The sequence below is a fragment of the Azospirillum oryzae genome, assembly GCF_008364795.1.
Classification (GTDB): domain Bacteria; phylum Pseudomonadota; class Alphaproteobacteria; order Azospirillales; family Azospirillaceae; genus Azospirillum; species Azospirillum oryzae.
In genome coordinates this window covers 903,074-927,636 of sequence record NZ_VTTM01000002.1, presented here as the reverse complement: position 1 = coordinate 927,636, position 24,563 = coordinate 903,074, and the positions used below count along the sequence as shown (strand labels likewise).

Genomic DNA, 24,563 nt, shown 5'->3' with positions numbered 1-24,563 from the left:
CCGGGAGAGGGAGCGTCATTGCCCCCTCCAATTGCCCTGCTTATGCTCCGCCCTCTCGCTCACAGTCATGGATGCCCCGGTGCTGTCCTTCATCCTGTCGAAGCTGCTGTGGGGCGTCTTCGCGCCCGGCAATGCGCTGGTGCTGGCGGTGGCGCTGGGGGCGCTGCTGCTGCGGACGCGGCGCTGGCAACGCGCGGGGCGGCGGCTGGTGACACTGGCGGCGGTGCTGCTTCTGGTGGTCATGTATACGGGGGTGGGCGCGCTGGTCGCCCTGCCGCTGGAGAACCGCTTCCCGCGGGTGGAGCCGGAGGGGCGGATCGACGGCATCGTCATGCTGGGCGGCGCGGTCAACCCGCCGATCACCGCCGACCGCGGCGATCCCTCCGTCAATGAGGCGGCGGAGCGGATCCTGGGGTTCGCCGACCTCGTCCGCCGCCATCCGGAAGCCAAGGCCGTCTTCACCGGCGGGTCCGGCCGGCTGCTGGGCCAGGAGTACAAGGAGGACGTGACCGCCCGCGCCGCCCTGCTCCAGGCCGGCATTCCCGAAGATCGCGTGATCTATGAGGCGGACTCCCGCAATACCTGGGAAAACGCCGTCTTCAGCAAGGAGATGGTCAAGCCGGCACCGGGTGAGCGCTGGGTCCTCGTCACGTCGGCCATGCACATGCCGCGGTCGGTCGGCATCTTCCGGCAGATCGGGTGGGAGGTGATCCCCTACCCCGTCGATTACCGCACCCGCCACGACGCCAAGCCTTACCTGCGCTTCGAGTTCGGGCAGAATCTGGTGATCCTCGACGATGCGGTGCGGGAGTGGATCGGGCTGACCGCCTATCGGCTGATGGGCCGCACCGGAAGCCTGTTCCCCGGCCCCTGAGCGTCCTGCCCGCGTACGGGCTGTGTCATCGTGTTTCTGCCGCGTTCGAGGCATTGGCGCGGCGATGCCACTCCGCTAGAGTGCCGCCGCCCCGGCGTTCCGGCCGGGTTTGGGGAAGGAAGGGGTTTGGCGGATGCGTCGCTGGCGCGGGGTGAGCAGGGTCGTCGTGCTGGTGGGCGTGTCAGCGCTCGCCGCCTGCGCGCAGAAGCCCGCCGGCACCGGCTCGGGCCTTCCGACCAGCGGTATCTACAAGGTGGGCAAGCCCTATCAGATCAACGGCGTCTGGTACTATCCCAAGGAAGATTACAGCTACGACGAGACCGGCATCGCGTCCTGGTACGGCCCCGGCTTCCATGAGAAGAACACCGCCAACGGTGAGATCTACGACCAGAACGAGCTGACCGCCGCGCATAAGACGCTGCCTATGCCGAGCCTGGTGCGGGTGACCAATCTGGACAACGGCCGGTCCATCGTCGTGCGGGTCAACGACCGCGGCCCCTACGCCAACGGCCGCATCATCGACATGTCGCGCCGCGGCGCCCAGCTGCTGGGCTTCGACGGTCCCGGCACCGCCAAGGTGCGCGTGCAGATCCTGGCGGAGGAAAGCCGCGCCATCGCCGCCGCGGCGCGCCAGGGCACGCCCGCCCCGATGCTGGCCGAACTCGACGGTCCGCCGCCGAAGGCCGCTCCGCGCGGCCGGATCGAGGTGACCGGGCCGGCCGGACCGGTGACGACCCTGGCCGCCGCGCGCCCGGCGGTGGTCGGCGCCCCCATTCCGCCGCCGTCCACCATCGCCGGCAGCATGTCGGAGGGACGATTCGTGCCGGCCCCCGTCGTGGCGCAATTGCCGGTGAAGGCCCACGAGGCCATCTATGTGCAGGTCGGCGCCTTCGGCAGCGAGGAGAATGTGGCGAAGGCCCGCGCCCGGCTGTCCACCATCGGCCAGCGCGCCAGCGTCAGCCAGACGCGGTCGGCCGGCATGACCCTGCACCGTGTCCGCGTCGGCCCGCTGGACAATGTGGAGCGTGCCGACAGCCTGCTGAACCAGATCATCCAGGCCGGCCTTACGGAGGCCAAAATCGTGGTGGATTGATCCGTCCACCCGACCTCATTCCCGGCCGCTCTGCACGAGCGCCAGTGACCCAATGCCTGTACCGAGTGCCCTTGGAGGATTGTTGCCATGAACGCTGTTGTCGTCCGCCTGTGTGCCGTTTTCGGCCGTTCCGTTGCTGTTGCGGCCGGAATTGCGATGGCCGGGGCCACGATTGGCGCCGGCTTCACCGCGGTCTCGGTCCAGGCCGCGACCATCGACACCATCGCCAAGCAGGCGATCCTGGTCGATCTGACCTCGGACACCGTGCTGTTCGAGAAGAACGCCGACGAGCGGATGGCGCCCTCGTCGATGAGCAAGATCATGACCGCCTACATGGTCTTCGAGGCGATCAAGGCCGGCCGCCTGACGCTGGAGAGCACGCTGCCGGTAAGCGAGCGGGCCTGGCGGATGCAGGGCTCCAAGATGTTCGTGGAGCTTCACAACAACATCAAGGTCGACGACCTGCTAAAGGGCATGATCGTTCAGTCCGGCAACGACGCCTGCATCGTGCTGGCCGAAGGGCTGGCAGGATCGGAAGGGGCCTTCGCCGAACAGGCGAACAAGAAGGCGCGCGAGTTGGGGCTGAAAAGCAGCAACTTCGTCAACGCCACCGGCTGGCCCGACCCGAACCACTATATGACCGCCCGCGATCTGGCGATCCTCGCCGAACGCCTGATCAAGGATTTCCCCGAATTCTACAAGTATGATTCGATCCGGGAGTTCAAGTATCACGGCATCACCCAGGGCAACCGCAACCCGCTGCTCTATCGCAACATGAATGTGGACGGGCTGAAGACCGGCCACACCGACGCAGGCGGCTATGGTCTGACCGCGTCGGGCGAGCGCGAGGGGCGGCGCCTGCTGCTGGTTGTCAACGGCCTGCCCAGCATGCAGGCGCGCGCCGACGAATCGGCCCGGCTGATCGAATGGGGTTTCCGTGAATTCGCCTCCTACACCCTCTACAAGGGCGGCGAGACGATCGAGCAGGTGCCGGTCTGGCTGGGCGAGCAGGACAGCGTCCCCGTCACCGTGCCGCAGAACCTCAGCGTCACCATGGCCCGCGCCGACCGGCCCGGCATGAAGGTGTCGCTGGTCAGCAGCGCGCCGGTTGCCGCCCCGATCAAGAAGGGCGACACTGTCGGCAAGCTGGTCATCTCCGCCCCCGGCTTCCCGGGCAAGGAGGTGCCGGTGGTTGCGGCGCAGGACATGCCGAAGGCCGGCTTCGTCGGTCGCGCCTTCGCCGCTGCCAAATATCTCGTCTTCGGCAACAGCCTGTAATCGTGACGACCATGCCGACCTTCACCGCCTCCGCCAACCGTGGCCGCTTCATCACGCTGGAAGGCGGCGAAGGGGCCGGCAAGTCGACCCAGCTGCGCCGCTTGGCCGAGTCCCTGCGCACCCGCGGCATCGACGTGGTGACGACACGCGAGCCGGGCGGATCGCCGGGGGCGGAGGAAATCCGCGGCCTGCTGGTGACCGGCGAGACCGGCCGCTGGAGCCCGGTGACGGAGGCTCTGCTGCACACCGCCGCCCGCCGCGACCATCTGGAACGGACGGTGTGGCCGGCGCTGGAGGCCGGCAAGTGGGTGCTGTGCGACCGCTTCTTCGACAGCACCATGGCCTATCAGGGCTATGGGCTGGGGCTGGGGCGGGAACTGGTGGAGACCCTGCAGCGGGCGGCGCTCGGCGAGTTCCGCCCCGACCTGACGCTGATCCTCGACATCGACGTCGAGCAGGGTCTGCGCCGCGCCGCCTCGCGCCATGGCGGCGAGGACCGCTATGAGCGGATGGACATCGGCTTTCATCAGCGGCTGCGCGACGGCTTTCTCGACATCGCCCGACTGGAGCCGGGGCGTTGCGCGGTGGTGGATGCCGACGCCGACCTGGACGGCGTTCAGGCGCGCGTCTGGGATGCCGTCGCCGGCCGGCTGGGGCTGCAATCGTGAGCAAGCCGCGCACATCCGCCCCTGCCGCCGCACCGACCGCGGAGGAGGCGCTCGCCCCCCGGCGCAACCCGGACCTCGTCGGGCATGAGGACGCGGAACGGCTGCTGCTGGATGCCTGGAATTCCGGCCGGCTGCCGCATGCCTGGCTGATCGGCGGCACGCCGGGGATCGGCAAGGCGACGCTGGCCTTCCGCTTCGCCCGCTTCGTCCTGGCGCAGGACCCGCCGGGGGACAGCCTGTTCGGCAATAGTCTATTGGGCGGAGCCGCGCCGGTCACCTCGCTGCACGTCGGCCCCGACCATCCGGTGTTCCGCCGTGTGGCGTCGGGCGGCCATGCCGACCTGCTGACCATCGAGCGCCAGCGCGACGAGAAGAAGGGCCGGCTGAAGCGCGACATCGCGGTGGACGACGTGCGCAAGATCGGCCCCTTCCTGCGCCGCACCTCGGCGGAAGGCGGCTGGCGCGTCGCGGTGATCGACGGCGCCGACCGCATGAACCTGAGCGGCCTGAACGCGATCCTGAAAATCCTGGAGGAGCCGCCGCCCGGCGCCCTGCTGCTGCTGGTCAGCGACAATCCCGGCGGCATGCTGCCGACCATCCGCTCGCGCTGCCGCAAGCTGACGCTGAAGCCGCTGGATGAGGAGACGGTGATCGACCTGCTGGGACAGCACCGACCGGACATCGCGGCCGACGACCGCCCTGCGCTGGCCCGGCTGTCGGAGGGCAGCGTCGGCCGCGCCATCGACCTTGCCGACGCGGGTGGGCTGGCGCTCTACCGCGAGATGATCGGGCTGCTATCCGACCTGCCGCGCATCGACATCGTCGCGGCGCACGCCTTCGGCGACAAGCTGACCCGCAAGCAGGATGACGGGATGTTCGAGACGGCGACCGAACTGCTGGTCTGGTGGCTGGCCCGCTTCGCCCGTTCGCTCGCCCGCGGGTCCTGGCCGGCGGAGGTGGTGCCGGGCGAGGCCGCCCTGATGACCCGGCTGGCCAACGCCCGCGGTCTTGAACGTTGGGTGGAGGTGTGGGAAAAGGTTCAGCGTCTTTTCGCGCGCGCGGAATCCGCAAACCTGGACCGCAAGCAGGTGGTCCTGAACGCCCTGTCGGCGCTGGAAACGGCAGCCGCCTAGGGTTATTTCAGAACCTGCCGGTTGAACCTGACTTGAAAGAAAGTGCCGCAAATGGCCGGGCCGAAGACCTTCTACCTGACGACGCCGATCTATTACGTGAACGACGTGCCGCACATCGGCCACGCCTACACGACGCTTGCCTGCGACGTCCTCGCCCGGTTCATGCGCCTCGACGGCTATGACGTGAAGTTCCTGACCGGCACCGACGAGCATGGCCAGAAGGTGGAGAAGTCGGCGGAGAAGGCCGGCATCGCGCCGCAGGACTTCACCGACCGGGTGTCGCAGAATTTCCGCGATCTCGTGTCGCTGATGAACTATTCCAACGACGACTTCATCCGCACCACCGAGCCGCGCCACGTCAAGTCGGTGCAGGCGCTGTGGACGGTGCTGAAGGATCGCGGCGAGATCTATCTGGGGTCCTACGCCGGCTGGTATTCGGTCCGCGACGAAGCCTTCTATGGCGAGGACGAGCTGACCACCAACGCCGAGGGCAAGAAGATCGCCCCCACCGGCGCCGAGTGCGAATGGGTGGAGGAGCCGTCCTATTTCTTCAAGCTCTCGGCCTGGCAGGACCGGCTGATCGAGTTCTATGAACAGAACCCGGACTTCATCGCGCCGACCGGCAAGCGCAACGAGGTGATGTCCTTCGTCAAGTCGGGCCTGAAGGACCTGTCGGTCAGCCGCACCACCTTCAAGTGGGGCATCCCGGTGCCGGGCGACGACGCCCACATCATGTATGTCTGGCTGGACGCGCTGGCGAACTACATCACCGCCGTCGGCTACCCCGACACGACGGGCGAGTATGCCAAGTACTGGCCGGCCGACCTGCACATGGTCGGAAAGGACATCCTGCGCTTCCACGCCGTCTATTGGCCGGCCTTCCTGATGGCCGCCGGTCTGCAGCCCCCCAAGCGGGTCTTCGCCCATGGCTGGTGGACGATCGAAGGCCAGAAGATGTCGAAGTCTCTCGGCAACGTCATCGCGCCGGAAGCACTGGTCAACACCTACGGCCTCGACCAGACCCGCTATTTCCTGCTGCGCGAAGTGCCGTTCGGCAATGACGGCGACTTCTCGCACAAGCAGATGGTCAACCGGATCAACGGCAACCTCGCCAACGATTACGGCAATCTGGTGCAGCGGGTCCTGTCGATGATCGGCAAGAACTGCGGTGCCGCCGTACCGACTCCGGGCGCCTTTACCGAGGCGGACAATGCGCTGCTCGGCTCGGCCTACGGCATGCTGGACATCGTCCGGGCGGAGATCAGGGCGCAGGCCTTCCACAAGGCGCTGGACGCCATCTGGGCCGTGGTCGGCGATGCCAACCGCTATGTCGACGAACAGGCCCCGTGGGCGCTGAAGAAGACCGACCCGGCGCGCATGGCGACCGTGCTCTATGTGCTGGCCGAGACGATCCGCCACCTCGCCATCCTGACCCAGCCGGTGATGCCGGACAGCTCCGCCAAGATCCTCGACCTGCTGGCGCTGGGTCCGGATGCGCGCGGCTTCGGCACGTTGGGTCCGTCGGGGGCGCTGGCCGCCGGCACGCCGCTGCCGACGCCGCAGGGCGTCTTCCCGCGTTACGTCGAAGAACCGAAGGCCTGAGTTCCCTTATGCTCGTCGACAGCCATTGCCATCTCGACTTTCCCGATTTCGCCGAAGAACTGGACGCGGTCGTCGACCGCGCCCGGCAGGCCGGCATCGGGCGGATGGTCACCATCTGCACCTACATCAGCCGGTTCGACCGCATCCTGGCGGTGGCGGAACGCTATGACGACATCCTCTGCTCGGTGGGGGTCCATCCCCACCAGGCGGCGGAGGAGTACGCCATCACCACGACCGAAACGCTGGTGGAGCTGTCGCGCCATCCCAAGGTGATCGGGCTGGGCGAAACCGGGCTCGATTACTTCTATGACAAGAGCCCGCGCGACCAGCAGCAGGAGTGCTTCCGCCGGCACATCCGCGCCAGCCTGGAGACCGGCCTGCCGCTGATCATCCACACCCGCGATGCCGACGACGACACCATGCGCATCGTCAAGGAGGAGGCGGCCGGCCAGCCGGTGAAGGGGCTGCTGCACTGCTTCAGCTCCGGCCGGGCGCTGGCGGAGGAGGCGGTGGAGTACGGCTTCACCCTGTCGCTGTCGGGCATCGTCACCTTCAAGAAGTCGGAAGACCTGCGCGCCATCGTGAAGGACGTGCCGCTCGACCGCATCCTGGTGGAGACCGACGCGCCCTACCTCGCGCCGATCCCTTTCCGCGGCAAGCGCAACGAGCCGGCTTACGTCGCCCACACCGCCGCCTGCGTGGCGGAGGTGAAGGGAGTGTCGGCGGAGGAACTGGCGCGGGTCACCACCGACAATTTCTTCCGCCTGTTCGACAAGGCCGCCCAAGACAAGGCTGCTGCATGAGCCAAGCCGGCCCGTCATCCGGCGCGATGCGCGTGACCGTCCTCGGCTGCGGCGGCTCGCGCGGCGTTCCGGTGATCGCCGGTGTGCCGGGCGGCCAGTGGGGCCGTTGCGATCCCGCCAATCCGAAGAATCGCCGCATGCGCCCGTCGGTGCTGGTGGAGAGCGGCGAGGTATCGGTGCTGGTCGACACCTCGCCCGACCTGCGGCAGCAGCTGCTGGACAGCGGCTGTGCACGGCTTGATGCCGTGCTGTGGACCCACCAGCATGCCGACCATTGCCACGGCATCGACGAATTGCGCGAGATCTGCCGGCACATGCATGCGCCGATCGACGCCTATGGCTGGGACGAGCATCTGCGGGATATCGAGGTCCGCTTCCCCTACTGCTTCGATCCGCTGCCGGAGGGCTATCCCTTCTACCGGCCGGTGCTGAAGGCGCATCGGGTCGACGGGCCGTTCCGCGTCAAGGGGCTGGAGGTCACGCCGTTCGAGCAGGACCACGGCTATATGCGGACGGTGGGCTACCGGTTCGGGCGCTTCGCCTATTCCACCGACGTGGTGAGGCTGGACGACCGGGCCTTCGAGGCGCTGGCGGGGGTGGACACCTGGATGGTCGATTGCGGCCGGATCGAGCCGCCCCACCCGGTGCACGCGCACCTGGCGCTGACGCTGGAGTGGATCGAGCGGGTGAAGCCGCGGCGGGCGTTCCTGACCCACATGGACAACAGCATGGACTACGACAGCCTGCTGCGGATCCTGCCGGAAGGGGTCGAGCCAGCTTATGACGGGCTGGTGATCGAGGTATGAGAGTGGCGAGGGGTGGGTGGCTTCGGATGCCCCCACCCCAACCCTCCCCCGCTCTCGGCGGACCTCTGGTCCGCCTGTCGCGTCAGCACAAAGCAAAGCTTTGTGCGAGAGTTGGGCGGGGAAGGGAGTAAGTCGCAGAGCGGCGGCAGCCCCCTCCCCCGCGAAGCGGGGGGAGGGTTAGGGTGGGGGCAATACTTCCCCTTACTTCTTCTTCTCAAGCGGCGGGGCCGCGTAGACGAAGCGGTCGAAGCTGTATTCGGCGACGCGGAACCACAGATACTCTTCCTCGCGGAACTTCTTCCACGCCTCGTAGATCTTGCGGAACTTCTCGTTCTTCGCCGCTTCGTCCTCGTACACCTCGATGGCGGCCTGATAGCAGGCCTGCATCACCTCGTTCGGGAAGGGACGCAGCTGGGTGCCGGCGGCGACCAGACGCTTCAGCGCGGTCATGTTCTGGACGTCGTACTTGCCCAGCATGTCGAGCGTGGCGTCGGCGCAGGCCGCCTGCAGCGCCGCCTTGTAGGCCGGCGGCAGCGATTCGAACTTCTCCTTGCCGAACATCATGGAGACCTGCGGACCGCCTTCCCACCAGCCGGGATAGTAGTAGTACTTGGCGACCTTGTTGAAGCCGAGCTTCTCGTCGTCATAGGGGCCGACGAACTCGGCGCCGTCGATGGTGCCCTTTTCCAGCGCCGGGTAGATGTCGCCGCCGCCGATCTGCTGCGGCACGACGCCCAGCTTGGCCATGATGGTGCCGGCATAGCCGCCGATGCGGAACTTCAGGCCCTTCAGGTCCTCGACCGACTTGATTTCCTTGCGGAACCAGCCGCCCATCTGGGTGCCGGTGTTGCCGGCGCCGATGACGACCAGATTGTGGCCGGCGAAGAACTCCGCCATCAGCTCCTTGCCGCCGCCATGGGTCATCCAGGCGTTCTGCTGGCGGGCGTTCAGGCCGAACGGCATCGCCGCGTCGAAGGCGAAGGTCGGATCCTTGCCGACATAATAGTAGGAGACGGTGTGGCCGCACTCGATCGTGCCGTCCTTGACCGCGTCCAGAACCTGCAGAGCCGGAACGATCTCACCAGCCGCGAAGACGCGGATCTGGAACTTGCCGTCCGTCAGTTCGGCCACGCGCTTCGCGACGAACTCCGCACCGCCATAGATGGTGTCGAGGCTCTTCGGGAAGCTGGAGGCGCAGCGCCACTTGATCTCGGGCGTGGACTGGGCGATGGCGGGGGCGGCAAGCGTGCTGGCGGCGACGCCCACACCGGCGGAGGTCAGAAATGCACGACGTTTCATGCAGAAGCTCCCTTGTCCATTCTCTGTTATGCGTTCTTATCGCCGGACCGGCGGATGCCCTGCCTAGGCATGCCTGCCCGCACCCGCCCATGCCAGGACCCTCACGGGACCGGACGATGCCGGGTGAGCGGGGAAAGCGGGAATGAGTGGGATGCACGCTCGACCGACCCGGACGGCGCACCGCGGGAAACCATGGAACCGGTGGGCACCGGCGCGTTGCGCCATCCGCCCGGTTCCATGGCATCCCGACGTTGGTGTGCGTTTCCTCCCGTCCATCCGGGCTTGCCGCCGGCCTTTCGGCCGATCCGCCCCAGCTTTCTTTTGCTGACCGGATTATGCAGGAAGCAAACGGTCGGGATCAAGCGCGAACCGGAATAGAAGTCTGTATTTCAGAGGTTTAACGCTGCGGCGCGAAGCCGCGGGTTCCATTCAACCACAGCCCGGCAGCCTGCGGCGGCGCTTTCGCCATCAGGCTTCTCGAATCCGGCGGCGACGCCCCCCATCTTTTGCGATGACCGCGCCCGGCTGCAGGAAAGCGACACCAGCACGGGTGCGGCGCGAACCGCCGGCCGTGCTGAACTGTTGACGAGGACGGAGCAGGCACTTGCGGGTTGGAAGGCCATGAAAAACGTGACTGTGGCGGACGGCAGGAACGATGCGGCTGCGCGCGATCTGCGGCTCGACTTCTTCCGTGGCTTGGCCCTGTGGTTCATCTTCGTGAACCACATCCCGGCCAACCAAGTCTCGTGGGCGACCCCGCGCAATTTCGGACTGAGCGACGCCACGGAGATCTTCGTCTTCATCTCCGGTTACACCGCGGCCCTGGTCTATGGCCGGACACTGGACCGGCAGGGGGTGCCGATGGCGGCGGCGCAGGTGCTGCACCGCTGCTGGACGCTGTACGTCACCTACATCATCCTGTTCTTCGCCTACACCGCCCAGATCGCCTACACCGCCCGCGCCTTCGACAGCCCGCTGTTCGCGGAGGAGATGGGCATCGCCGGTTATTTCCAGGACCCCGTCACCGCCCTGACCCAGGCGCTTGTGCTGAAGTTCCGGCCGGCGAACCTGGACGTGCTGCCGCTCTACATCGTGCTTCTGCTGGCCTTTCCCCTGCTGCTGCCGGTGCTGCGCCGCCGGCCGCTGGGGATGCTGGCAGGGTCGGCTGCATTGTATCTCGCGGCGCGGCAATGGGGGTGGAACCTGCCCACCTATCCGGACGGCGGTGTCTGGTACTTCAACCCCTTCACCTGGCAGTTCCTGTTCGTGCTGGGCGCGTCGCTGCAATTCCAGCCGGAGTTGCGGGGCGAGTTGACCCGCTTCCGCACGCCGGTGGCGGTCGCGGCTGGGACGGTCCTGCTGGCCAGCCTGTTCCTGACGCTGTCCTGGAAATTCGCCCCGCTGCACGCGCTGATCCCGGCGTCGCTGACCGACATCCTTTATCCCATCAGCAAGACCGATCTCGACCCGCTGCGTCTGCTGCATTTCTTCGCGCTGGCCTATCTGGTGCTGTGGCTGGTGCCGGCGGGGGCATCCTGGCTGCGCGGGTCCCTGGCCGCCCCGGTGCTCGCCTGCGGGAGGCAGTCGCTGCATGTGTTCTGCCTGGGCGTGCTGCTGTCCTTCGCCGGGCAGACCGTGCTTGTCCATGTCAGCGGCTCGCTTTCCGCCCAGTTCCTTGTTACCGTGCTCGGCATCGCCACGATGGTGCTGATGGCGCGCTTCCTGAACTGGTACCAGTCGGCGGAGCGGGCGCGGCGCCACCGGGTTGCGGCCACCACGAAGATGGGCGCATGAGGGGTGCATGGCGCGAGGGCGAGGCGAAGGAAGGGACGGCGGATGCTGACGGTCACGGCGATCCTGCTGGCGGCCGCGCTGTTTGTTTCCCCGGATCGCGCCCTGGCTGTCCAGGCGGCCGCTCCATCCGTTGACCCCACTTGCGCCGTGCCGGAATCCGTCCTTGCCCCCGGCGGCGGGCTGCCGCGCGTGTCGGCGCGGTTGGCCGCCGGGCATCCGCTGTCGATCCTGGTCGTCAATTCCGCCAAATCGGCAGCCAAGTCCGGCATCGTCGGCTATCCCGCCCGACTGGAAGGCGAGTTGAAGCGCCGCTTGCCCGGCCGCGAGGTCAGCACCGCCGTGCTGAGCCTTCCCGGCGAGGCGGCCCCAGCCATGGTCGCTCCGCTGACCCAGGCGGTGGAGGAGCGGCGGCCGGCGCTGGTCGTCTGGCAGACCGGCACGGTCGACGCCATGCGCAGCCTGGATCTCGAGAGTTTCGGTTCAGCACTCCAGTCCGGCATCGCCGAGGTCCAGCGCCGCGGCGCCGACATCGTCATCATGGACATGCAGTACAGCATGCACACGGCGCAGTTGATCGACTTCGCCCCCTACGTGTCCTACATGTCCTGGCTGGCACAGAGTTCGGACGTCTTCCACTTCCCCCGCTACGACATCATGCGGCATTGGGTGGAGGACGGCCGGGTCGATTTCGCCGACGAATCGGACGAGGCGAAACGGCGTGCTTATGAATTCGTTCACCAATGCATCGGACAATTGCTGGCGCAAAGCGTCGCGACGATGATCGACCCCCTGTCGGTCGCCCGGCGCACCGGAGCGACCAATTGAGTTCTGTCCTGTCGTCCGCCGTCCGCGTCCTGTCGCTGATCGCCGCCCTGGCCGTTTCCGTCCCAGCCCTGGCCGCCGATCCCACCGCCGCCGCACGCTGCCAGTTGCCGCGCGGTGCCTCGGCACTGTCGGTTCCCCTGCCTCAGTTGTCCCAGCGCATCGCGGCGGGCGCGCCGATCCGGATCGTCGCCATCGGCTCCTCCTCCACCGCCGGAGCGGGGGCGAGTTCGCCGGACAAGGCCTATCCGGCCCGCCTCGCCCATTACCTGGGCGAGCGGTTCCGCAGCGCCGACATCGCGGTGCTGAACCGCGGCATCAACGGCGAGACCGACGACCAGACCGAAAAGCGGATCGCGGCCGACGCGTTGGACGCCAGGCCCGATCTTGTGATCTGGCAGGTCGGCGCCAACACGGTCCTGCGCGACGGCGACCAGACCTTGAGCGAGCGTTCGGTCCGCCGGGGGGTGGAGCGGCTGCGCGGCGCCGGGATCGACGTGGTGCTGATGGACCTGCAATACGCCCCGAAGATGCTGGAAAAGACCGGGGTCGTCCCGATGCTATCCCGCATCGCCGGGATCGCCACCGACCAGCATATCGGCCTGTTCCGCCGCTTCGACGTGATGCGGACGCTGGTGGAAACCCGCGGGATGACCATGGCCGACCTGATCGGACCGGACGGCGTCCACCAGAACGACGTCGGCTACGACTGTGTCGCCCGCATGCTGGCGGTCGGCATCGAGGATGCGGTGAGCATCCACAACAGCGGGCTTCGGCGGTGAAGGAACCGGGGCGTCACTGCGCCCCGCACCCTCAGCGCTGCATCATCGCGCTTTCCTTGCCGCACAGGAAGAACACCTTGGAATAGACCTTCAGCAGCGCGTCGGTCAGCGCCTGCACCTCCGGGCTGCCCATGGCGCGCGGCTTGGCGGGATCGACATGCAGGACGCAGCTGTCCTTCACGTCGTTGAAGGCGGCCAGCGCGTGGATGCGGTCGGGGCGGAACTCGTCGGGGAAATTCTCGTCCATCAGCCAGAAGCACTGGAAGTTCCGGCAGGATTGCGGCCGCTCCTCGTAGATCGAGCAGCCCTTGCCCTGATCGCAGGACGCGCACCATTTGGCGGCGGGCTTCTTCAACTCGGGCACGCCCATCAGCTTGCAGCAGAGGGTGCATTCACCGCAGTTGCGCTCGGACATCAGGCAAACTCCAAAAAACGACGGCTCGCAGCGGCTTCAGGCCGGTGCTGGCAGGGCAATGTGCTCGTCCTCGGCGGCCAGCAGCCGCTCGATCGCCTCCGGCAAGGCCGGACGGGCGAAATGATAGCCTTGGGCGTATTGGCACAGACCGCGCAGATACACCGCTTCGTCCGCCGTTTCCACCCCTTCCGCCACGCAGTCCAGCCGCAAAATGGTGGCAAGGCCGGCGATGACCTGGACGATGGCGGCATTGCCCTCCCCCGTCGACACCGCACGGACGAAGCTGCGGTCGATCTTCAGCACGTCCACCGGCAGCTTGTGCAGGTAGGCGAGCGAGGAGTAGCCGGTGCCGAAATCGTCGATCGACAGGCGCACGTCCATGTCGCGCAGGCTCTGCATCAGCATCCGGCATTCGTCCGGATCCTGGACCAGCAGGCTTTCGGTCAGCTCCAGCTTCAGGCTGGAGGGCGGGATCGGTACGGCGTCCAGCAGGTCGCGCACCGCGCCGACGATGTCGTCGTCACGGAACTGGCGGGTGGAGACGTTGACGCTCATGAACAGCGGGGTGGCGCGGGGGAATCGCGCCTGCCACGCCGCCAGTTGCCGCACCGCCTCGCCCAGCGCCCAACGGCCCATCGGCGCGATCAGGCCGGTCTCCTCGGCCAGCGGAATGAACTCGGCGGGAGAAACCAGACCGCGGTCGGGGTGGTTCCAGCGCATCAGCGCCTCGAAGCCGGCGATGCCGCCAGTCTCCAGCAGGACGATGGGCTGGTAATGCAGGCAGAGCTGCCCCTGCTCCAGCCCTGCACGCAGGTCGGCCTCCATCCGCATGGCGGCCATCGCCTGCCGGCGCAGGTTGGCGTCGAACACGTCGATGCGCGCCCGCCCGCCGCTCTTGGCACGGTACATGGCGAGGCTGGCGTCGCGCAGCATGTCCTCCGCCCGGTCGTAGCCGGTCTGGCTCAGCGCCACGCCGATCGAGGCGGTCAACACGATGTCGCGCCCCTCCTCCAACGTGACCGGCCGTGAAATGGAGCGGGCCATGCGCTCCGCCGCCTCCAGCGCGTCGCCGGCATCGTCCAGTTCGTCCACCAGCACCGCGAACTCGTCGGCCGACAGGCGGGCCAGCGTGTCGCCGACGCGGCGGCTGGCGTCGAGACGTCTGGCGATGATGCGCAGCACGCGGTCGCCGGCGCTGGTGCCGAGCGCGTCGTTGATCGCCTTGAAGCGGTCCAGGTCGATGATGATGGTGGCGAAGGGCCGGGCTCCGGCGCGCCGGTTGCGGTCCAGCGCCTGCCCGATGCGGTCCAGCAGAAGCGTGCGGTTGGGCAGGCCGGTCATGCTGTCGTGGACGGCGTCGAACAGGATCTGCTGTTCGGCCTTCTTGCGCGCGGTGATGTCGGTCATCGAGCCGGCCATCCGGACGGCGCAGCCGCTATCGTTGCGCACCGCCAGCCCGCGCACCAGCATCCACATCTCCTGACCGGCCTTGTCGCGGATGCGGAATTCATGCTGGAGGTGCGGTCGCTCGCCGGTCAGGTGCAGGTTGATCGCGGTGCGCAGCCCGTCCAGGTCACCGGGGGTGACCCGCTGGAACCATTCTTCGATGGAGCCGGCGATCTCCGCGTCATCGAAGCCCAGCATCGCCTTCCAGCGCGGCGAGTAATAGACCTCGCCGCTGTCGATGTGCCAGTCCCACAGCCCGTCGGCGGCCCCGGCGGCGGCGAGGGCATAGCGCTCCTCGCTCTGGCGCAGGCGCTGTTCGGCCGTCTTGCGGTCGGTCACGTCGGCCTGGCTGCCGACCAACCGGGTCGGCTTGCCGTCGGCGTCCAGCACCGCGATGCCGCGGCAGGCCATCCAGCGGATCGCCCCGGCGGCGTTGCGCATGCGGTATTCGACCTGGAAAGCCGCTTCCGGTTCGGCCCCTGCCCCGCCGAGCGCGGCCATCGCGTCGGTCAGGATCGCCCGGTCGGCCGGAAGGATGCGGCCCAGCCATTCCCGCGGATTGTCGGTCAGTTTGGCCGGCGACAGCCCGAGCAGCGACGCCCAGCGCGGCGAGAAATAAACGCGGTCGGTGACCAGATCCCAGTCATAGAGCCCGTCGTTGCTGGCCGCGGCGGCGAGCGCATAGCGTTCCTCGCTGCGGCGCAGTTCCTTTTCGGCATGCTTGCGGTCGGTGATGTCGGCGACCGATCCCACCAGCCGGATCGGCTCCCCCGAATCGTCCATCACCGCCATGCCGCGACAGACCAGCCAGCGCCAGTGCGGCTTCGCCGCGGCGGCGGAATCGGCACGGCGGACGCGGTGTTCGATCTGGAAGGGGACGGACAGACCAACCATCTGCGCCTCGAAGGACGCATGCAGCCAGTCGACATCTTCCGGGTGGACCAGCGACAGCCAGTCGTTCGGCCGGTTGGATTCGCGGCTTGAATCGCCCGGCGGCAGCCCGAGGAACTCCTTGAAGCGGGGGGAGAGGTACAGCGTGTCGCTACGCAGGTCCCAATCCCAGACGCCTTCGGTTCCGGCCTTTTCCGCCAGCAGATATCGGTCGATGTTGGTGTTCAAGACCCCTCGTCGGACCCGTCGGCGGTCAGCGATTGGTGGGGCCTCCCACCGTTGAGCCTCCGATTGTAGGGGTGTTTTGGTGAAGAAACCATAAATGCTTGTCGCAGGTCGGTTATCCCGATTGCCGAGGGTTCCTTCTGCGAAATTTTTTCCTATATTAGGATAGCTCGCCACATCATCCGAAGCCGGCACCGATGGATTGGTCCGATCAGGGAATCGTTCTATCCACCCGCCCCCAGGGGGAAGGGTCCGCCGTCGCGACCCTGCTGACGCGCGAGCACGGCCGCCATGCCGGCATGGTGATGGGCGGCCGGTCGACGCGCCAACGCGGCACGCTGGAACCGGGCACGCTGGTCCACGCCCGCTGGCGCGGACGGCTGCCGGAGCATCTCGGCCATTTCACGCTGGAGTCGGTGAAGGGTTATGCCGCCAACTTCTTCGACGACGCGCAGGCTCTGGCCGCGCTGATCAGCGCCTGTGCGCTGGTGGAGGCCGCCCTGCCGGAGCGGGAGGCTCACCCTGCCCTGTTCGACGGGCTGCTCGCCCTGTTCGACCTGCTCGACAACCCGGCCTGGGCCGAGAGCTATGTTCGGTGGGAGATCGGGTTGCTGGCGGAGCTTGGATTCGGCCTCGACCTCGACCGCTGCGCGGTGTCGGGTGCCAACGACTATCTCGCCTATGTCAGCCCGCGCACCGGCCGCGCGGTGACCGCGTCGGTGGGGGAGCCCTATCGCGACCGGTTGCTTCCCCTGCCGGATTTCCTCGCCGGGCGCGGCGGCGGCGGACCGTCTGCCGTCTCCGACGGGCTGCGGCTGACCGCGCATTTCCTGGAACGCCACGTGCTGAACGGGCCGCTGCCGCCCGCGCGTGAGCGCTTGAGAGAACGTTACGCGAACGCGGTAGCGCGCTCCGCCTGAAACTGCTAGACCCCATCATCATGAAGCCGCAAAACCCTGCCTCCGAGATTCTGGAAAAGCCGCTGGCCGACGCGCTCGGCGAGCGGTATCTCAGCTACGCGCTGTCCACCATCATGTCCCGCTCGCTGCCCGACGTGCGCGACGGGCTGAAGCCGGTGCACAGGCGGCTGCTGTTCGCCATGAGCCAGCTCCGGCTGGAACCGACGACGCCGCCCAAGAAGTCGGCCCGCGTCGTCGGCGACGTGATCGGTAAGTTCCATCCGCACGGCGACACCTCCGTCTACGACGCGCTGGTGCGGCTGGCGCAGGACTTCTCCGTCCGCTACCCGCTGGTCGACGGCCAGGGCAATTTCGGCAACATCGACGGCGATAACGCCGCGGCGATGCGGTACACCGAAGCCCGCCTGACCGAGGTCGCCAAGGCCCTGCTGGAGGGCATCGACGAGGACGCGGTCGATTTCCGCCCGACCTATGACGGCGACGGCGAAGAGCCGGCGGTGCTGCCCGCCAACTTCCCCAACCTGCTGGCCAACGGGTCGAGCGGCATCGCCGTCGGCATGGCCACCAACATCCCGCCGCACAATGTCGGCGAGATCTGCGACGCATTGCGCCACCTGATCAAGCACCGCGACGCCTCGATCGAGACGCTGGTCAACTTCATGCCCGGCCCCGATTTCCCGACCGGCGGCGTGCTGGTCGAGTCGCGGCAGAACGTCATCGAAGCCTATCGCACCGGCCGCGGCGCCTTCCGCCTGCGCGCCCGCTGGGAGGTGGAGAAGCTGGGCCAGGGCACCTGGCAGATCGTCGTCACCGAAGTGCCCTATCAGGTGCAGAAGGCCCGGCTGGTCGAGAAGATCGCCGAGCTGCTGCTGGCCAAGAAGCTGATCCTGCTGGAGGACGTCCGCGACGAATCGGCCGAGGACGTCCGCCTCGTGCTGGTGCCCAAGAGCCGGAACGTGGATCCCGAGGTGCTGATGGCCTCGCTGTTCCAGGCGACCGACCTGGAAATCCGCTTCTCGATGAACATGAACGTGCTGGGCGCCGATCATGTGCCGCGGGTGATGAACCTGCGCGAGGTGCTGCAGGCCTTCCTCGACCACCGGCACGAGGTGCTGGTCCGCCGGTCCAACCACCGGCTGAAACAGATCGACCACCGGCTGGAGGTCCTCGGCGGCTATCTCGCCGCGTATCTGAACCTGGACGAGGTCATCCGCATCATCCGCGAGGAGGACGAGCCGAAGCAGGAGCTGATCCGCGCCTTCACCCTGACCGACGTGCAGGCCGACGCCATCCTCAACATGCGGCTGCGCAACCTGCGCAAGCTGGAGGAGATGGAGATCCGGCGCGAGCACGAGGCCCTGACCAAGGAGAAGAACGGCCTGCTGGAGCTGCTGGGCGACGAAACCCTGCGCTGGAAGCGGATCGCCGACGGCGTTGCCGAGATCAAGAAGAAGTTCGGCACCGGCGCGCTCGGCAAGCGGCGCACCGACGTGGCCGATGCACCCGCCGTGATCGAGGTGCCGCTGGACGCGCTGGTGGAGCGCGAGCCGGTGACCGTCATCTGCTCCGCCAAGGGCTGGATCCGCACGGTGCGCGGCCATCTGACCGACGCCGAAGCGGAGGATGTGAAGTACAAGGACGGCGATTCGCGCGGCTTCATCGAGCGTTGCGAGACGACCGACAAGCTTCTGGTCTTCGCCAGCAACGGCAAGTTCTTCACCATCGGCGTCGACAAGCTGCCGCGCGGGCGCGGCTTCGGCGAGCCGGTGCGGCTGATGATCGACCTCGGCAACGACGTCGACATCGTCGACCTGTTCCGCCACCAGCCCGGCCGCACCCTGCTGGTGGTGTCGGAGGACGGCCGCGGCTTCCGCGTCGAGGAGGCGGAGGTGCTGGCCCAGACCCGCGCCGGCAAGCAGGTGCTGAACCTGGAGGACGGCAAGTCCGCCCGCATCTGCCATCCGGTGACCGGCGACACCGTCGCCATCATCGGCAACAACCGCAAGATGCTGGTCTTCCCGCTGGAACAGGTGCCGGTGATGACCCGCGGCAAGGGCGTCCAGCTTCAGAAGTACAAGGACGCCAGCGTCGCCGACGTGAAGACCTTCGTGCTGGCCGAGGGCCTGAGCTGGAGGAACGGCGAGCGCAACTTCAACGTCACCGACCTGACCGGCTGGATGGGCGACCGCGCCGGCCAGGGCAAGATGCCGCCGAACGGCTTCCCGAAGAACAACCGGTTCATGTGAGGGGGAGTGGTTGATGGGTGGGTAGGTTAGCCCCCCACCTATCCTCCCCCGCTGGGTGGGGGAGGGACTGCCGCCGCTCTTCCCGAAAGTACTTTCGCACGCAAGCACTTATCCCCTCCCCCGCCCAGCGGGGGAGGGTTAGGGCGGGGGCAATTACTTCGCTGGCGCCGTGACCGTCGCCGACAGCGGCACGCGGCGTTCGACCAGGGCCGAGGTAACCTCCTTGGCCTTCACCGGATCCATGGCGGCCAGGATCGGGGCGGTCTTCTGTTCCTTCATCTTCTGGATGACGCCCAGCAGCACCGGCATGTCGAGTTCCTCGAAGATGCGGGCGGCTTCCTTCGGCTTCATCGTCTCGTAGATTTTCACCAAGCTTTCCAACTGGGCCGACTGCTTCTCGTCACCCTGGGCCATCAGCTTCTGGATGTCGGACTTGGTCTTCTCCATCTCCGCCACCTTCTGCTCGATCCGCTTCTCGGCGGCGGCCAGCAGGGCTTCGCGCTGTTCCATCTCCTTGGTGCGGCGCTCGATCTCGGCGCGGCGCTCGGCGAAATGCTGCAGAAGTTCCTGGTTGTCGATGGGGCCGAGCGGCGCCAGCGGCGCGTTGGCGGCAGGAGCATTCGCCGGGCCGCTCGCCCCGCCGGGCGCCGGCGGCGCGTCCTTGCCGGCCGGCTTCGTCGTGGCGGACGGCGGCTGACCCGGTGGCATCTGAGTGGGCGGCGTCGCCGGAGTCGAGCTTTGCGGTCCCTGGGCGAGCGTGACCGGGAAGTCCGGCAGGCGGGCGTCGTGGGTGGCGAGGCGCCACAGGTCGCCGACGCGCACCCCCAGCATCATCACCGCCACGAAGATGGTCAGCGGCAGCAGGCGGAAGCGGAAATTGCGCGCGCGGGCGCGCAGCCGCTCGGTCAGCGGAACGCGGGGCGTCGCCGGCTTGCGCGCCTTGGCCTTGCCCTTCTTCGCCGAAGCCTTGGCCGGGACCTTGCCGGTTGCGGGACGCACCGCCGGCAATTGCGCCTGCTGGGCGGCGAGCGTGGGCGACGTGCGGACGCCGGTCGGGGCGGCTCCGGCCGGGCGGATCACGACCTTGGGTTCGCCGCCCGCCGGGGCGGGCTTGCCGTCATTGGTGCGCATGGTCATCCAAGTCCCTTGCCGGCATTCTCGATCGCCTGCAGCAGTTCACGTTCAGCCCTGGACAGGCTCTCGCCATCCCGGGTGATGGGGTCGCGCGCCTCGGCCGGCGGTTCGGCGCGGGCGACGGCGCGGCGCGGCGGCGCGTCCAGCCGCGCCGGCGGCGGGGCGTGGTCGTCATGGTCATGGTCGTCCTCGACCGGCAGGCTGCGCAGGGCCGGGCGCGGCGCCACCAGCGGCGCCTTGGCAGGGGCGCGCGACGCCAGTGCCGGAGCCACCGCGGTGGAGCGGCCACCATCACGCCCGCTGTCGCGCCGGCCGGCATCACGCCCGCCATCGCGGTCGCCGACGTTGCCCAGCCGGTTGGCCAGCGCGTCGGCGGCCTCGATCATGAATTCCAGCTCGTCGCGCAGGGTCTGCGCCTTGTTGACGGTGCGCTGGAGATCCTCGCCGGTGTCGCTGGCCGCCTTCTTCAACGTGCGGACACCGGTCTCCGCCCGCGCCATCGCGTCGTTGAGGCCCTGGATCAGTTCGGCCATCTCGCCGCGGCTCTCGCGCAGCGCGATGATCTGCCGGTTCAGGATGATCGCATAGGCGATGGTCGCGGCCAGCAGGCCGACCATCACGACGTCGATGATGATGGAGACCAGCGGACTCATAGCCTCATGACCTCCTGCTTGGGCAGTTCCTTTTCCAGGCGGACGGCGATGTGCCCGCCCTTGCGCCCCATCCGCCCCTGGAACATCGACACGTCGCCGCAGCGCAGCTCGATGGCGCCGTCGGGGGTGGCGTTCAGCAGGATGCGGGTGCCGACGCGCCAGTTCAGCACGTCGTGCAGGGTCATCGTCACCTCGTCCAGCACGGCCGACAGATCGACGTCCGTCACCATCAGTTCCGAGGCCAGGTGGGTTTCCCAGATCGAGTCACGGCCGAACTTCTCGCCCATGAACATCTGGAGCAGCAGTTCACGCACCGGCTCCAGCGTCGCATAGGGGATCATCAGCTCCAGCCGGCCGCCGCGATCCTCCATGTCGATGCGCAGCTTGACCAGCACCGCCGCGTTGGCCGGCCGCGCGATGGTGGCGAAGCGCGGGTTGGTCTCCAGCCGGTCGAAGCGGAAGGTGACGGGCGACAGCGGATCGAAGGCGGCGGACAGGTCGGACAGCACCACATGGACCATGCGTTCCACGAGGTTGCGTTCGATGGTGGTGTAGGGACGGCCTTCGATGCGCATCGCCGCCGTGCCGCGCCGGCCGCCCAGAAGCACGTCGACGATGGAATAGATCAGGGCGGAATCGACGACCATCAGGCCGTAATTGTCCCACTCCTCCGCCTTGAAGACCGACAGCATCGCCGGCAGCGGGATGGAGTTTAGGTAATCGCCGAAGCGGACCGAGGAAATCTGGTCGAGGCTGACCTCGACGTTGTCGGAGGTGAAGTTGCGCAGAGACGTCGACATCATGCGGACGAGGCGGTCGAAGACCACCTCCAGCATGGGCAGGCGTTCGTAGTTGACCAGCGCCGAGTTGACCAGCGCCATGATGCCGGAGTTGTCGCCGTCGCCGGCACCACCCTGGTCGAAGCCCAGCAGGCTGTCGATCTCGTCCTGGTTCAGGACGCGCGTCGAACCGCCGCCGCCCATGTCGCCGACATCGCCGCTGTCCTCGGCCAATGCCGCCCACTCGGCGGCAAGGCGTTCCTCTTCGCTCAGTTCACCGGTGTCGCTCATCGGCCCTTATCCCCAGCTGCCCGGGCCCTCACTGGACCAGCATTTCCTTGAACAGCACGTCCTTCACCTTCACCGGAAAAGCGGCGGCGGTGATGCGCAGCAGCAGTTCCTGGCGCAGCCGGTACATGCCGGCCGACCCGCGCAGGTCCTCCAGCCGCAATTCGCGCAGGTAGACCTGGAAATTGTCGATGATGCGCGGCAGCACATGCTCCACCGCACCGACATCCTCCGGCTTCGACAGCTGGATGGAGATCTTGATCTTCAGGAAGGCCGGACGCTTGTTGCCGGTGTTCAGGTTCACCAACATGTCCGGCAGATCATAGAAGATCGGTGCCGCATGCGGATCGGCCTTGCCGGGCTCCGCCCCGTGCTCACCCTCGGCGGCGGCGTGTTCGCCCTCCTCCGCCGGCTTCTCCTTCCCCAGAAAGCTGTCGAGCAGGCCGGAGAAATAGACGCCGGCACCGGCGCCGATCAGCAGGACCAGGGGAAGAACGACGAACAGGACCAGTTTCTTGCCGCTGAATTTCTTCCGGGGCAGGCCGTCGGTCAGTTCACCGGCGTCGGTTTCGGCAGCCATGACATCCTGGGATCGTTCGAGGTACGCAACGGCTCAGGCATGCGCCGCCTGACACGGTCAAAGCTACTTTTGGGATAGTTAATAACTCCTTTCGAGTGGGGAATGGACCGCCCCGGACGGGCAGGTTTCCCCCCTCTGTCACCTTTTCGGCACGGTTCTTGATTGGGGCTGCTTGGCACTCCGCGTCCGGAGTCCGACCGTGACCGCCCGCGATCCCCCTGGGACCGGCGGGGCCGTGGTCCATCGCCCCGCCGCACCGACCATGCGGCGGGAACGGGAGAGTCTTGCCCGGTCCAACCCGGCAAGGAGCGCCCCTACCCCGGCAGATTCTGCCCGGCATCGCCTGCCCCATTCGGCGGGAATGCCCCCGCCTTGCCCGGACTCCCCGGATTCCCAGCGCTTGCCGAAGTTGGCACGCCGCCTGCAACACCCTTTTCGCCGGTCGGACGCTGTCGCCCGATCCGTTCGCAAGGTGAAGAGGCCGCAAGATGGAAAATTCGATCTACGTCGCCCTGTCGCGCCAGATGGCGCTGCAACGCCAGCTGGACGTGACGTCGAACAACATCGCGAACATGAACACGACCGGCTACAAGAACCAGCGGATGATGTTCACCGAATTCCTGGAAAAGCCCGGCCTGCACGAGAAGGTCAGCTTCGTCCAGGACCGCGCGGTGGTGCGCGACCTCGCCAACGGCGCCATGACCCAGACCGGCAACCCGCTGGATCTGGCGCTGACCGGCCAGGGTTACTTTACCGTCGATACCGCCAGCGGCCCCCGCTACACCCGAGCCGGCAATTTCCGCCTGAACGACCAGCGCCAGCTGGTGGATGCCGGCGGCCTGCCGGTCCTTGCCAACAATGGCCAGCCCATCACCATCCCGGCCGGCACCGGCGACGTGAAGGTCAGCGGCGACGGCACCGTCGCCACCGAACTGGGCCCGGTCGGCAAGCTGAACATCGTCACCTTCAAGAACGAGCAGCTGATGACCGAGGTCGGCAACGGCCTGTACGTCAGCGACGAGCAGCCGGAGCCGGCCCCGGCCGAGACGAAAGTGGCACAGGGTTTGCTAGAAGGTTCGAACGTGAAGCCCGTGGTCGAGATGACGCAGATGATCGAAATCCAGCGTCAGTACATGTCCGCCCAGCGGATGATCGAAAACGAGCACGAACGTATCCGCACGATGATCCAGCGTCTGGGCCGTAGCGCCTAACCAGACCGACGACGAGAGGAGAAGACCACAATGCGCAGCCTCGCCATCGGCGCCACCGGCATGATCGCCCAGCAGCTCAACGTCGAGACGATCTCCAACAACATCGCCAACTCGACCACCACCGGCTACAAGAAGCAGCGGGCCGAGTTCCAGGACCTGTTGTACCAGAATTTCCGCCGTATCGGCTCGACCTCGTCGGATGCCGGCACCGTGGTGCCGACCGGCGTGCAGGTGGGTGCCGGCGTGCGTGTCGCCGCGGTGGCCCGCGTGCTGGAACAGGGCAACCTGAACATCACCGACAACAAGCTGGACGTGGCGATCAACGGCTCGGGCTACTTCCAGGTGACGCTGCCCAGCGGCGACACCGCCTATACCCGCGCCGGCAACTTCAAGCTGTCGCCGGAAGGCGTGATCGTCACCGCCGACGGCTATCCGGTCCAACCGAACATCACCATCCCGACCAACGCGGTGGACATCTCCATCAACTCGTCGGGCGAGGTGCTGGTGAAGCTGGACGGCCAGACGGCGACGCAGAATGTCGGCCAGCTCCAACTCGCCACCTTCGCCAACGCCGCCGGCCTGGAAGCCACCGGCGACAACCTGTTCATGGAATCCGGCGCGTCCGGCCAGGCGGTGACCGGAAACCCCGGCGGCCCCGGTTTCGGCCGCGTCACCCAGGGCGCGCTGGAGACCTCCAACGTCAACGTCGTGCAGGAGATCACCACCCTGATCACCGCCCAGCGCGCCTACGAGATGAATTCAAAGGTCATCAAGACCACCGACGAGATGATGCAGCAGGCCAGCCAGATGAAGTAACGCCG

Annotated in this window: 22 protein-coding genes; 15 read left to right on the top strand and 7 right to left on the bottom strand. The window is 67.3% G+C overall.

All coding sequences use genetic code 11. The features are described 5' to 3' along the window. The first annotated feature begins 79 nt into the window (after positions 1-79). The 8 genes from FZ938_RS10440 (at position 80) to FZ938_RS10405 (ending at position 8,257) form a co-directional block, all read left to right on the top strand. Positions 80-874 carry a YdcF family protein gene (locus FZ938_RS10440; RefSeq protein WP_246457830.1) on the top strand — a complete coding sequence of 265 codons (795 nt, stop codon included), beginning with the start codon at positions 80-82 and terminating at the stop codon, positions 872-874. 133 nt (positions 875-1,007) lie between these two features. Next, entirely contained in the window at positions 1,008-1,967 is a 960-nt protein-coding gene (locus FZ938_RS10435; RefSeq protein ID WP_149198418.1) for a septal ring lytic transglycosylase RlpA family protein, read from the top strand. A gap of 87 nt (positions 1,968-2,054) precedes the next feature. After that, positions 2,055-3,245 carry a D-alanyl-D-alanine carboxypeptidase family protein gene (locus FZ938_RS10430; protein WP_149198417.1) on the top strand — a complete coding sequence of 397 codons (1,191 nt, stop codon included), beginning with the start codon at positions 2,055-2,057 and terminating at the stop codon, positions 3,243-3,245. Positions 3,246-3,256: 11 nt separating this feature from the next. Beyond that, positions 3,257-3,913, top strand: a complete 657-nt coding sequence (tmk, locus tag FZ938_RS10425) for a dTMP kinase (RefSeq protein WP_149198623.1) — start codon at positions 3,257-3,259, stop codon at positions 3,911-3,913. Next, a complete protein-coding gene (locus tag FZ938_RS10420) occupies positions 3,910-5,046 on the top strand; it encodes a DNA polymerase III subunit delta' (RefSeq protein ID WP_149198416.1) in 1,137 nt (378 codons plus the stop codon). The genes tmk and FZ938_RS10420 overlap by 4 nt, the downstream gene beginning before the upstream one ends. Positions 5,047-5,097: 51 nt before the next feature. Next, positions 5,098-6,648: a methionine--tRNA ligase gene (gene metG, locus FZ938_RS10415; RefSeq protein ID WP_149198415.1), complete on the top strand. Its 1,551-nt coding sequence runs from the start codon at positions 5,098-5,100 to the stop codon at positions 6,646-6,648. A gap of 8 nt (positions 6,649-6,656) precedes the next feature. Further along, complete coding sequence (locus FZ938_RS10410) at positions 6,657-7,451, top strand: TatD family hydrolase (RefSeq protein ID WP_149198414.1); 795 nt, start codon at positions 6,657-6,659, stop codon at positions 7,449-7,451. After that, complete coding sequence (locus FZ938_RS10405; RefSeq protein ID WP_149198413.1) at positions 7,448-8,257, top strand: MBL fold metallo-hydrolase; 810 nt, start codon at positions 7,448-7,450, stop codon at positions 8,255-8,257. The genes FZ938_RS10410 and FZ938_RS10405 overlap by 4 nt, the downstream gene beginning before the upstream one ends. A 201-nt stretch (positions 8,258-8,458) precedes the next feature. Here the strand turns inward: FZ938_RS10405 and FZ938_RS10400 are convergent, their stop codons facing one another. Continuing rightward, positions 8,459-9,556: a TRAP transporter substrate-binding protein gene (locus tag FZ938_RS10400; RefSeq protein WP_149198412.1), complete on the bottom strand. Its 1,098-nt coding sequence runs from the start codon at positions 9,554-9,556 to the stop codon at positions 8,459-8,461. A gap of 621 nt (positions 9,557-10,177) precedes the next feature. Between FZ938_RS10400 and FZ938_RS10395 the strand changes: the two genes are divergently transcribed. The 3 genes from FZ938_RS10395 to FZ938_RS10385 are packed head-to-tail and all read left to right on the top strand — an operon-like array spanning position 10,178 to position 12,954. Continuing rightward, positions 10,178-11,350 carry an OpgC family protein gene (locus FZ938_RS10395; RefSeq protein WP_149198411.1) on the top strand — a complete coding sequence of 391 codons (1,173 nt, stop codon included), beginning with the start codon at positions 10,178-10,180 and terminating at the stop codon, positions 11,348-11,350. A gap of 42 nt (positions 11,351-11,392) precedes the next feature. Further along, the gene (locus FZ938_RS10390; protein ID WP_149198410.1) at positions 11,393-12,175 is read left to right on the top strand and encodes an SGNH/GDSL hydrolase family protein; all 783 of its coding nucleotides are present in this window, start codon (positions 11,393-11,395) and stop codon (positions 12,173-12,175) included. Next, positions 12,172-12,954: an SGNH/GDSL hydrolase family protein gene (locus tag FZ938_RS10385; RefSeq protein WP_246457824.1), complete on the top strand. Its 783-nt coding sequence runs from the start codon at positions 12,172-12,174 to the stop codon at positions 12,952-12,954. Before FZ938_RS10390 ends, FZ938_RS10385 begins: the two co-directional genes overlap by 4 nt. A 31-nt stretch (positions 12,955-12,985) precedes the next feature. Here the strand turns inward: FZ938_RS10385 and FZ938_RS10380 are convergent, their stop codons facing one another. Next, complete coding sequence (locus tag FZ938_RS10380) at positions 12,986-13,369, bottom strand: hypothetical protein (protein ID WP_149198409.1); 384 nt, start codon at positions 13,367-13,369, stop codon at positions 12,986-12,988. 36 nt (positions 13,370-13,405) lie between these two features. Beyond that, positions 13,406-15,934: a sensor domain-containing protein gene (locus FZ938_RS10375; RefSeq protein WP_149198408.1), complete on the bottom strand. Its 2,529-nt coding sequence runs from the start codon at positions 15,932-15,934 to the stop codon at positions 13,406-13,408. 194 nt (positions 15,935-16,128) lie between these two features. Between FZ938_RS10375 and recO the strand changes: the two genes are divergently transcribed. Next, positions 16,129-16,851: a DNA repair protein RecO gene (recO, locus tag FZ938_RS10370; protein WP_149198407.1), complete on the top strand. Its 723-nt coding sequence runs from the start codon at positions 16,129-16,131 to the stop codon at positions 16,849-16,851. A gap of 20 nt (positions 16,852-16,871) precedes the next feature. Continuing rightward, positions 16,872-19,097 (top strand): DNA topoisomerase IV subunit A, encoded by a 2,226-nt coding sequence (parC, locus tag FZ938_RS10365; RefSeq protein WP_149198406.1) that lies wholly within the window; start codon positions 16,872-16,874, stop codon positions 19,095-19,097. Positions 19,098-19,250: 153 nt separating this feature from the next. Here the strand turns inward: parC and FZ938_RS10360 are convergent, their stop codons facing one another. From FZ938_RS10360 to FZ938_RS10345, 4 genes are read right to left on the bottom strand one after another with little or no spacing between them, the layout of a single operon-like run. Continuing rightward, on the bottom strand, positions 19,251-20,234 hold the full coding sequence (locus FZ938_RS10360; protein WP_149198405.1) for a MotE family protein: 984 nt from the start codon (positions 20,232-20,234) through the stop codon (positions 19,251-19,253). Continuing rightward, on the bottom strand, positions 20,231-20,884 hold the full coding sequence (locus FZ938_RS10355; RefSeq protein WP_149198404.1) for a DUF6468 domain-containing protein: 654 nt from the start codon (positions 20,882-20,884) through the stop codon (positions 20,231-20,233). Before FZ938_RS10355 ends, FZ938_RS10360 begins: the two co-directional genes overlap by 4 nt. Continuing rightward, on the bottom strand, positions 20,881-21,954 hold the full coding sequence (gene fliM / locus FZ938_RS10350) for a flagellar motor switch protein FliM (RefSeq protein WP_085089732.1): 1,074 nt from the start codon (positions 21,952-21,954) through the stop codon (positions 20,881-20,883). Before fliM ends, FZ938_RS10355 begins: the two co-directional genes overlap by 4 nt. A gap of 28 nt (positions 21,955-21,982) precedes the next feature. Continuing rightward, complete coding sequence (locus FZ938_RS10345) at positions 21,983-22,531, bottom strand: flagellar basal body-associated FliL family protein (RefSeq protein WP_149198403.1); 549 nt, start codon at positions 22,529-22,531, stop codon at positions 21,983-21,985. Between the two features lie 488 nt (positions 22,532-23,019). Here FZ938_RS10345 and flgF point away from each other — a divergent pair, with 488 nt between their 5' ends. Both flgF and flgG read left to right on the top strand, forming a co-directional pair. Beyond that, positions 23,020-23,742: a flagellar basal-body rod protein FlgF gene (gene flgF / locus FZ938_RS10340; RefSeq protein WP_149198402.1), complete on the top strand. Its 723-nt coding sequence runs from the start codon at positions 23,020-23,022 to the stop codon at positions 23,740-23,742. A gap of 30 nt (positions 23,743-23,772) precedes the next feature. Continuing rightward, the gene (gene flgG / locus FZ938_RS10335) at positions 23,773-24,558 is read left to right on the top strand and encodes a flagellar basal-body rod protein FlgG (RefSeq protein ID WP_149198401.1); all 786 of its coding nucleotides are present in this window, start codon (positions 23,773-23,775) and stop codon (positions 24,556-24,558) included. Positions 24,559-24,563 lie beyond the last annotated feature (5 nt).

Coding starts and splice junctions, on each gene's coding strand:
- FZ938_RS10435 (WP_149198418.1), top strand. CDS start 1,008: ATGCGTCGCTGGCGCGGGGTGAGCAGGGTCGTCGTGCTGGTGGGCGTG.
- FZ938_RS10430 (WP_149198417.1), top strand. CDS start 2,055: ATGAACGCTGTTGTCGTCCGCCTGTGTGCCGTTTTCGGCCGTTCCGTT.
- tmk (WP_149198623.1), top strand. CDS start 3,257: ATGCCGACCTTCACCGCCTCCGCCAACCGTGGCCGCTTCATCACGCTG.
- metG (WP_149198415.1), top strand. CDS start 5,098: ATGGCCGGGCCGAAGACCTTCTACCTGACGACGCCGATCTATTACGTG.
- FZ938_RS10410 (WP_149198414.1), top strand. CDS start 6,657: ATGCTCGTCGACAGCCATTGCCATCTCGACTTTCCCGATTTCGCCGAA.
- FZ938_RS10405 (WP_149198413.1), top strand. CDS start 7,448: ATGAGCCAAGCCGGCCCGTCATCCGGCGCGATGCGCGTGACCGTCCTC.
- FZ938_RS10400 (WP_149198412.1), bottom strand. CDS start 9,556: ATGAAACGTCGTGCATTTCTGACCTCCGCCGGTGTGGGCGTCGCCGCC.
- FZ938_RS10395 (WP_149198411.1), top strand. CDS start 10,178: ATGAAAAACGTGACTGTGGCGGACGGCAGGAACGATGCGGCTGCGCGC.
- FZ938_RS10390 (WP_149198410.1), top strand. CDS start 11,393: ATGCTGACGGTCACGGCGATCCTGCTGGCGGCCGCGCTGTTTGTTTCC.
- FZ938_RS10380 (WP_149198409.1), bottom strand. CDS start 13,369: ATGTCCGAGCGCAACTGCGGTGAATGCACCCTCTGCTGCAAGCTGATG.
- recO (WP_149198407.1), top strand. CDS start 16,129: ATGGATTGGTCCGATCAGGGAATCGTTCTATCCACCCGCCCCCAGGGG.
- parC (WP_149198406.1), top strand. CDS start 16,872: ATGAAGCCGCAAAACCCTGCCTCCGAGATTCTGGAAAAGCCGCTGGCC.
- FZ938_RS10360 (WP_149198405.1), bottom strand. CDS start 20,234: ATGACCATGCGCACCAATGACGGCAAGCCCGCCCCGGCGGGCGGCGAA.
- FZ938_RS10355 (WP_149198404.1), bottom strand. CDS start 20,884: ATGAGTCCGCTGGTCTCCATCATCATCGACGTCGTGATGGTCGGCCTG.
- fliM (WP_085089732.1), bottom strand. CDS start 21,954: ATGAGCGACACCGGTGAACTGAGCGAAGAGGAACGCCTTGCCGCCGAG.
- FZ938_RS10345 (WP_149198403.1), bottom strand. CDS start 22,531: ATGGCTGCCGAAACCGACGCCGGTGAACTGACCGACGGCCTGCCCCGG.
- flgF (WP_149198402.1), top strand. CDS start 23,020: ATGGAAAATTCGATCTACGTCGCCCTGTCGCGCCAGATGGCGCTGCAA.
- flgG (WP_149198401.1), top strand. CDS start 23,773: ATGCGCAGCCTCGCCATCGGCGCCACCGGCATGATCGCCCAGCAGCTC.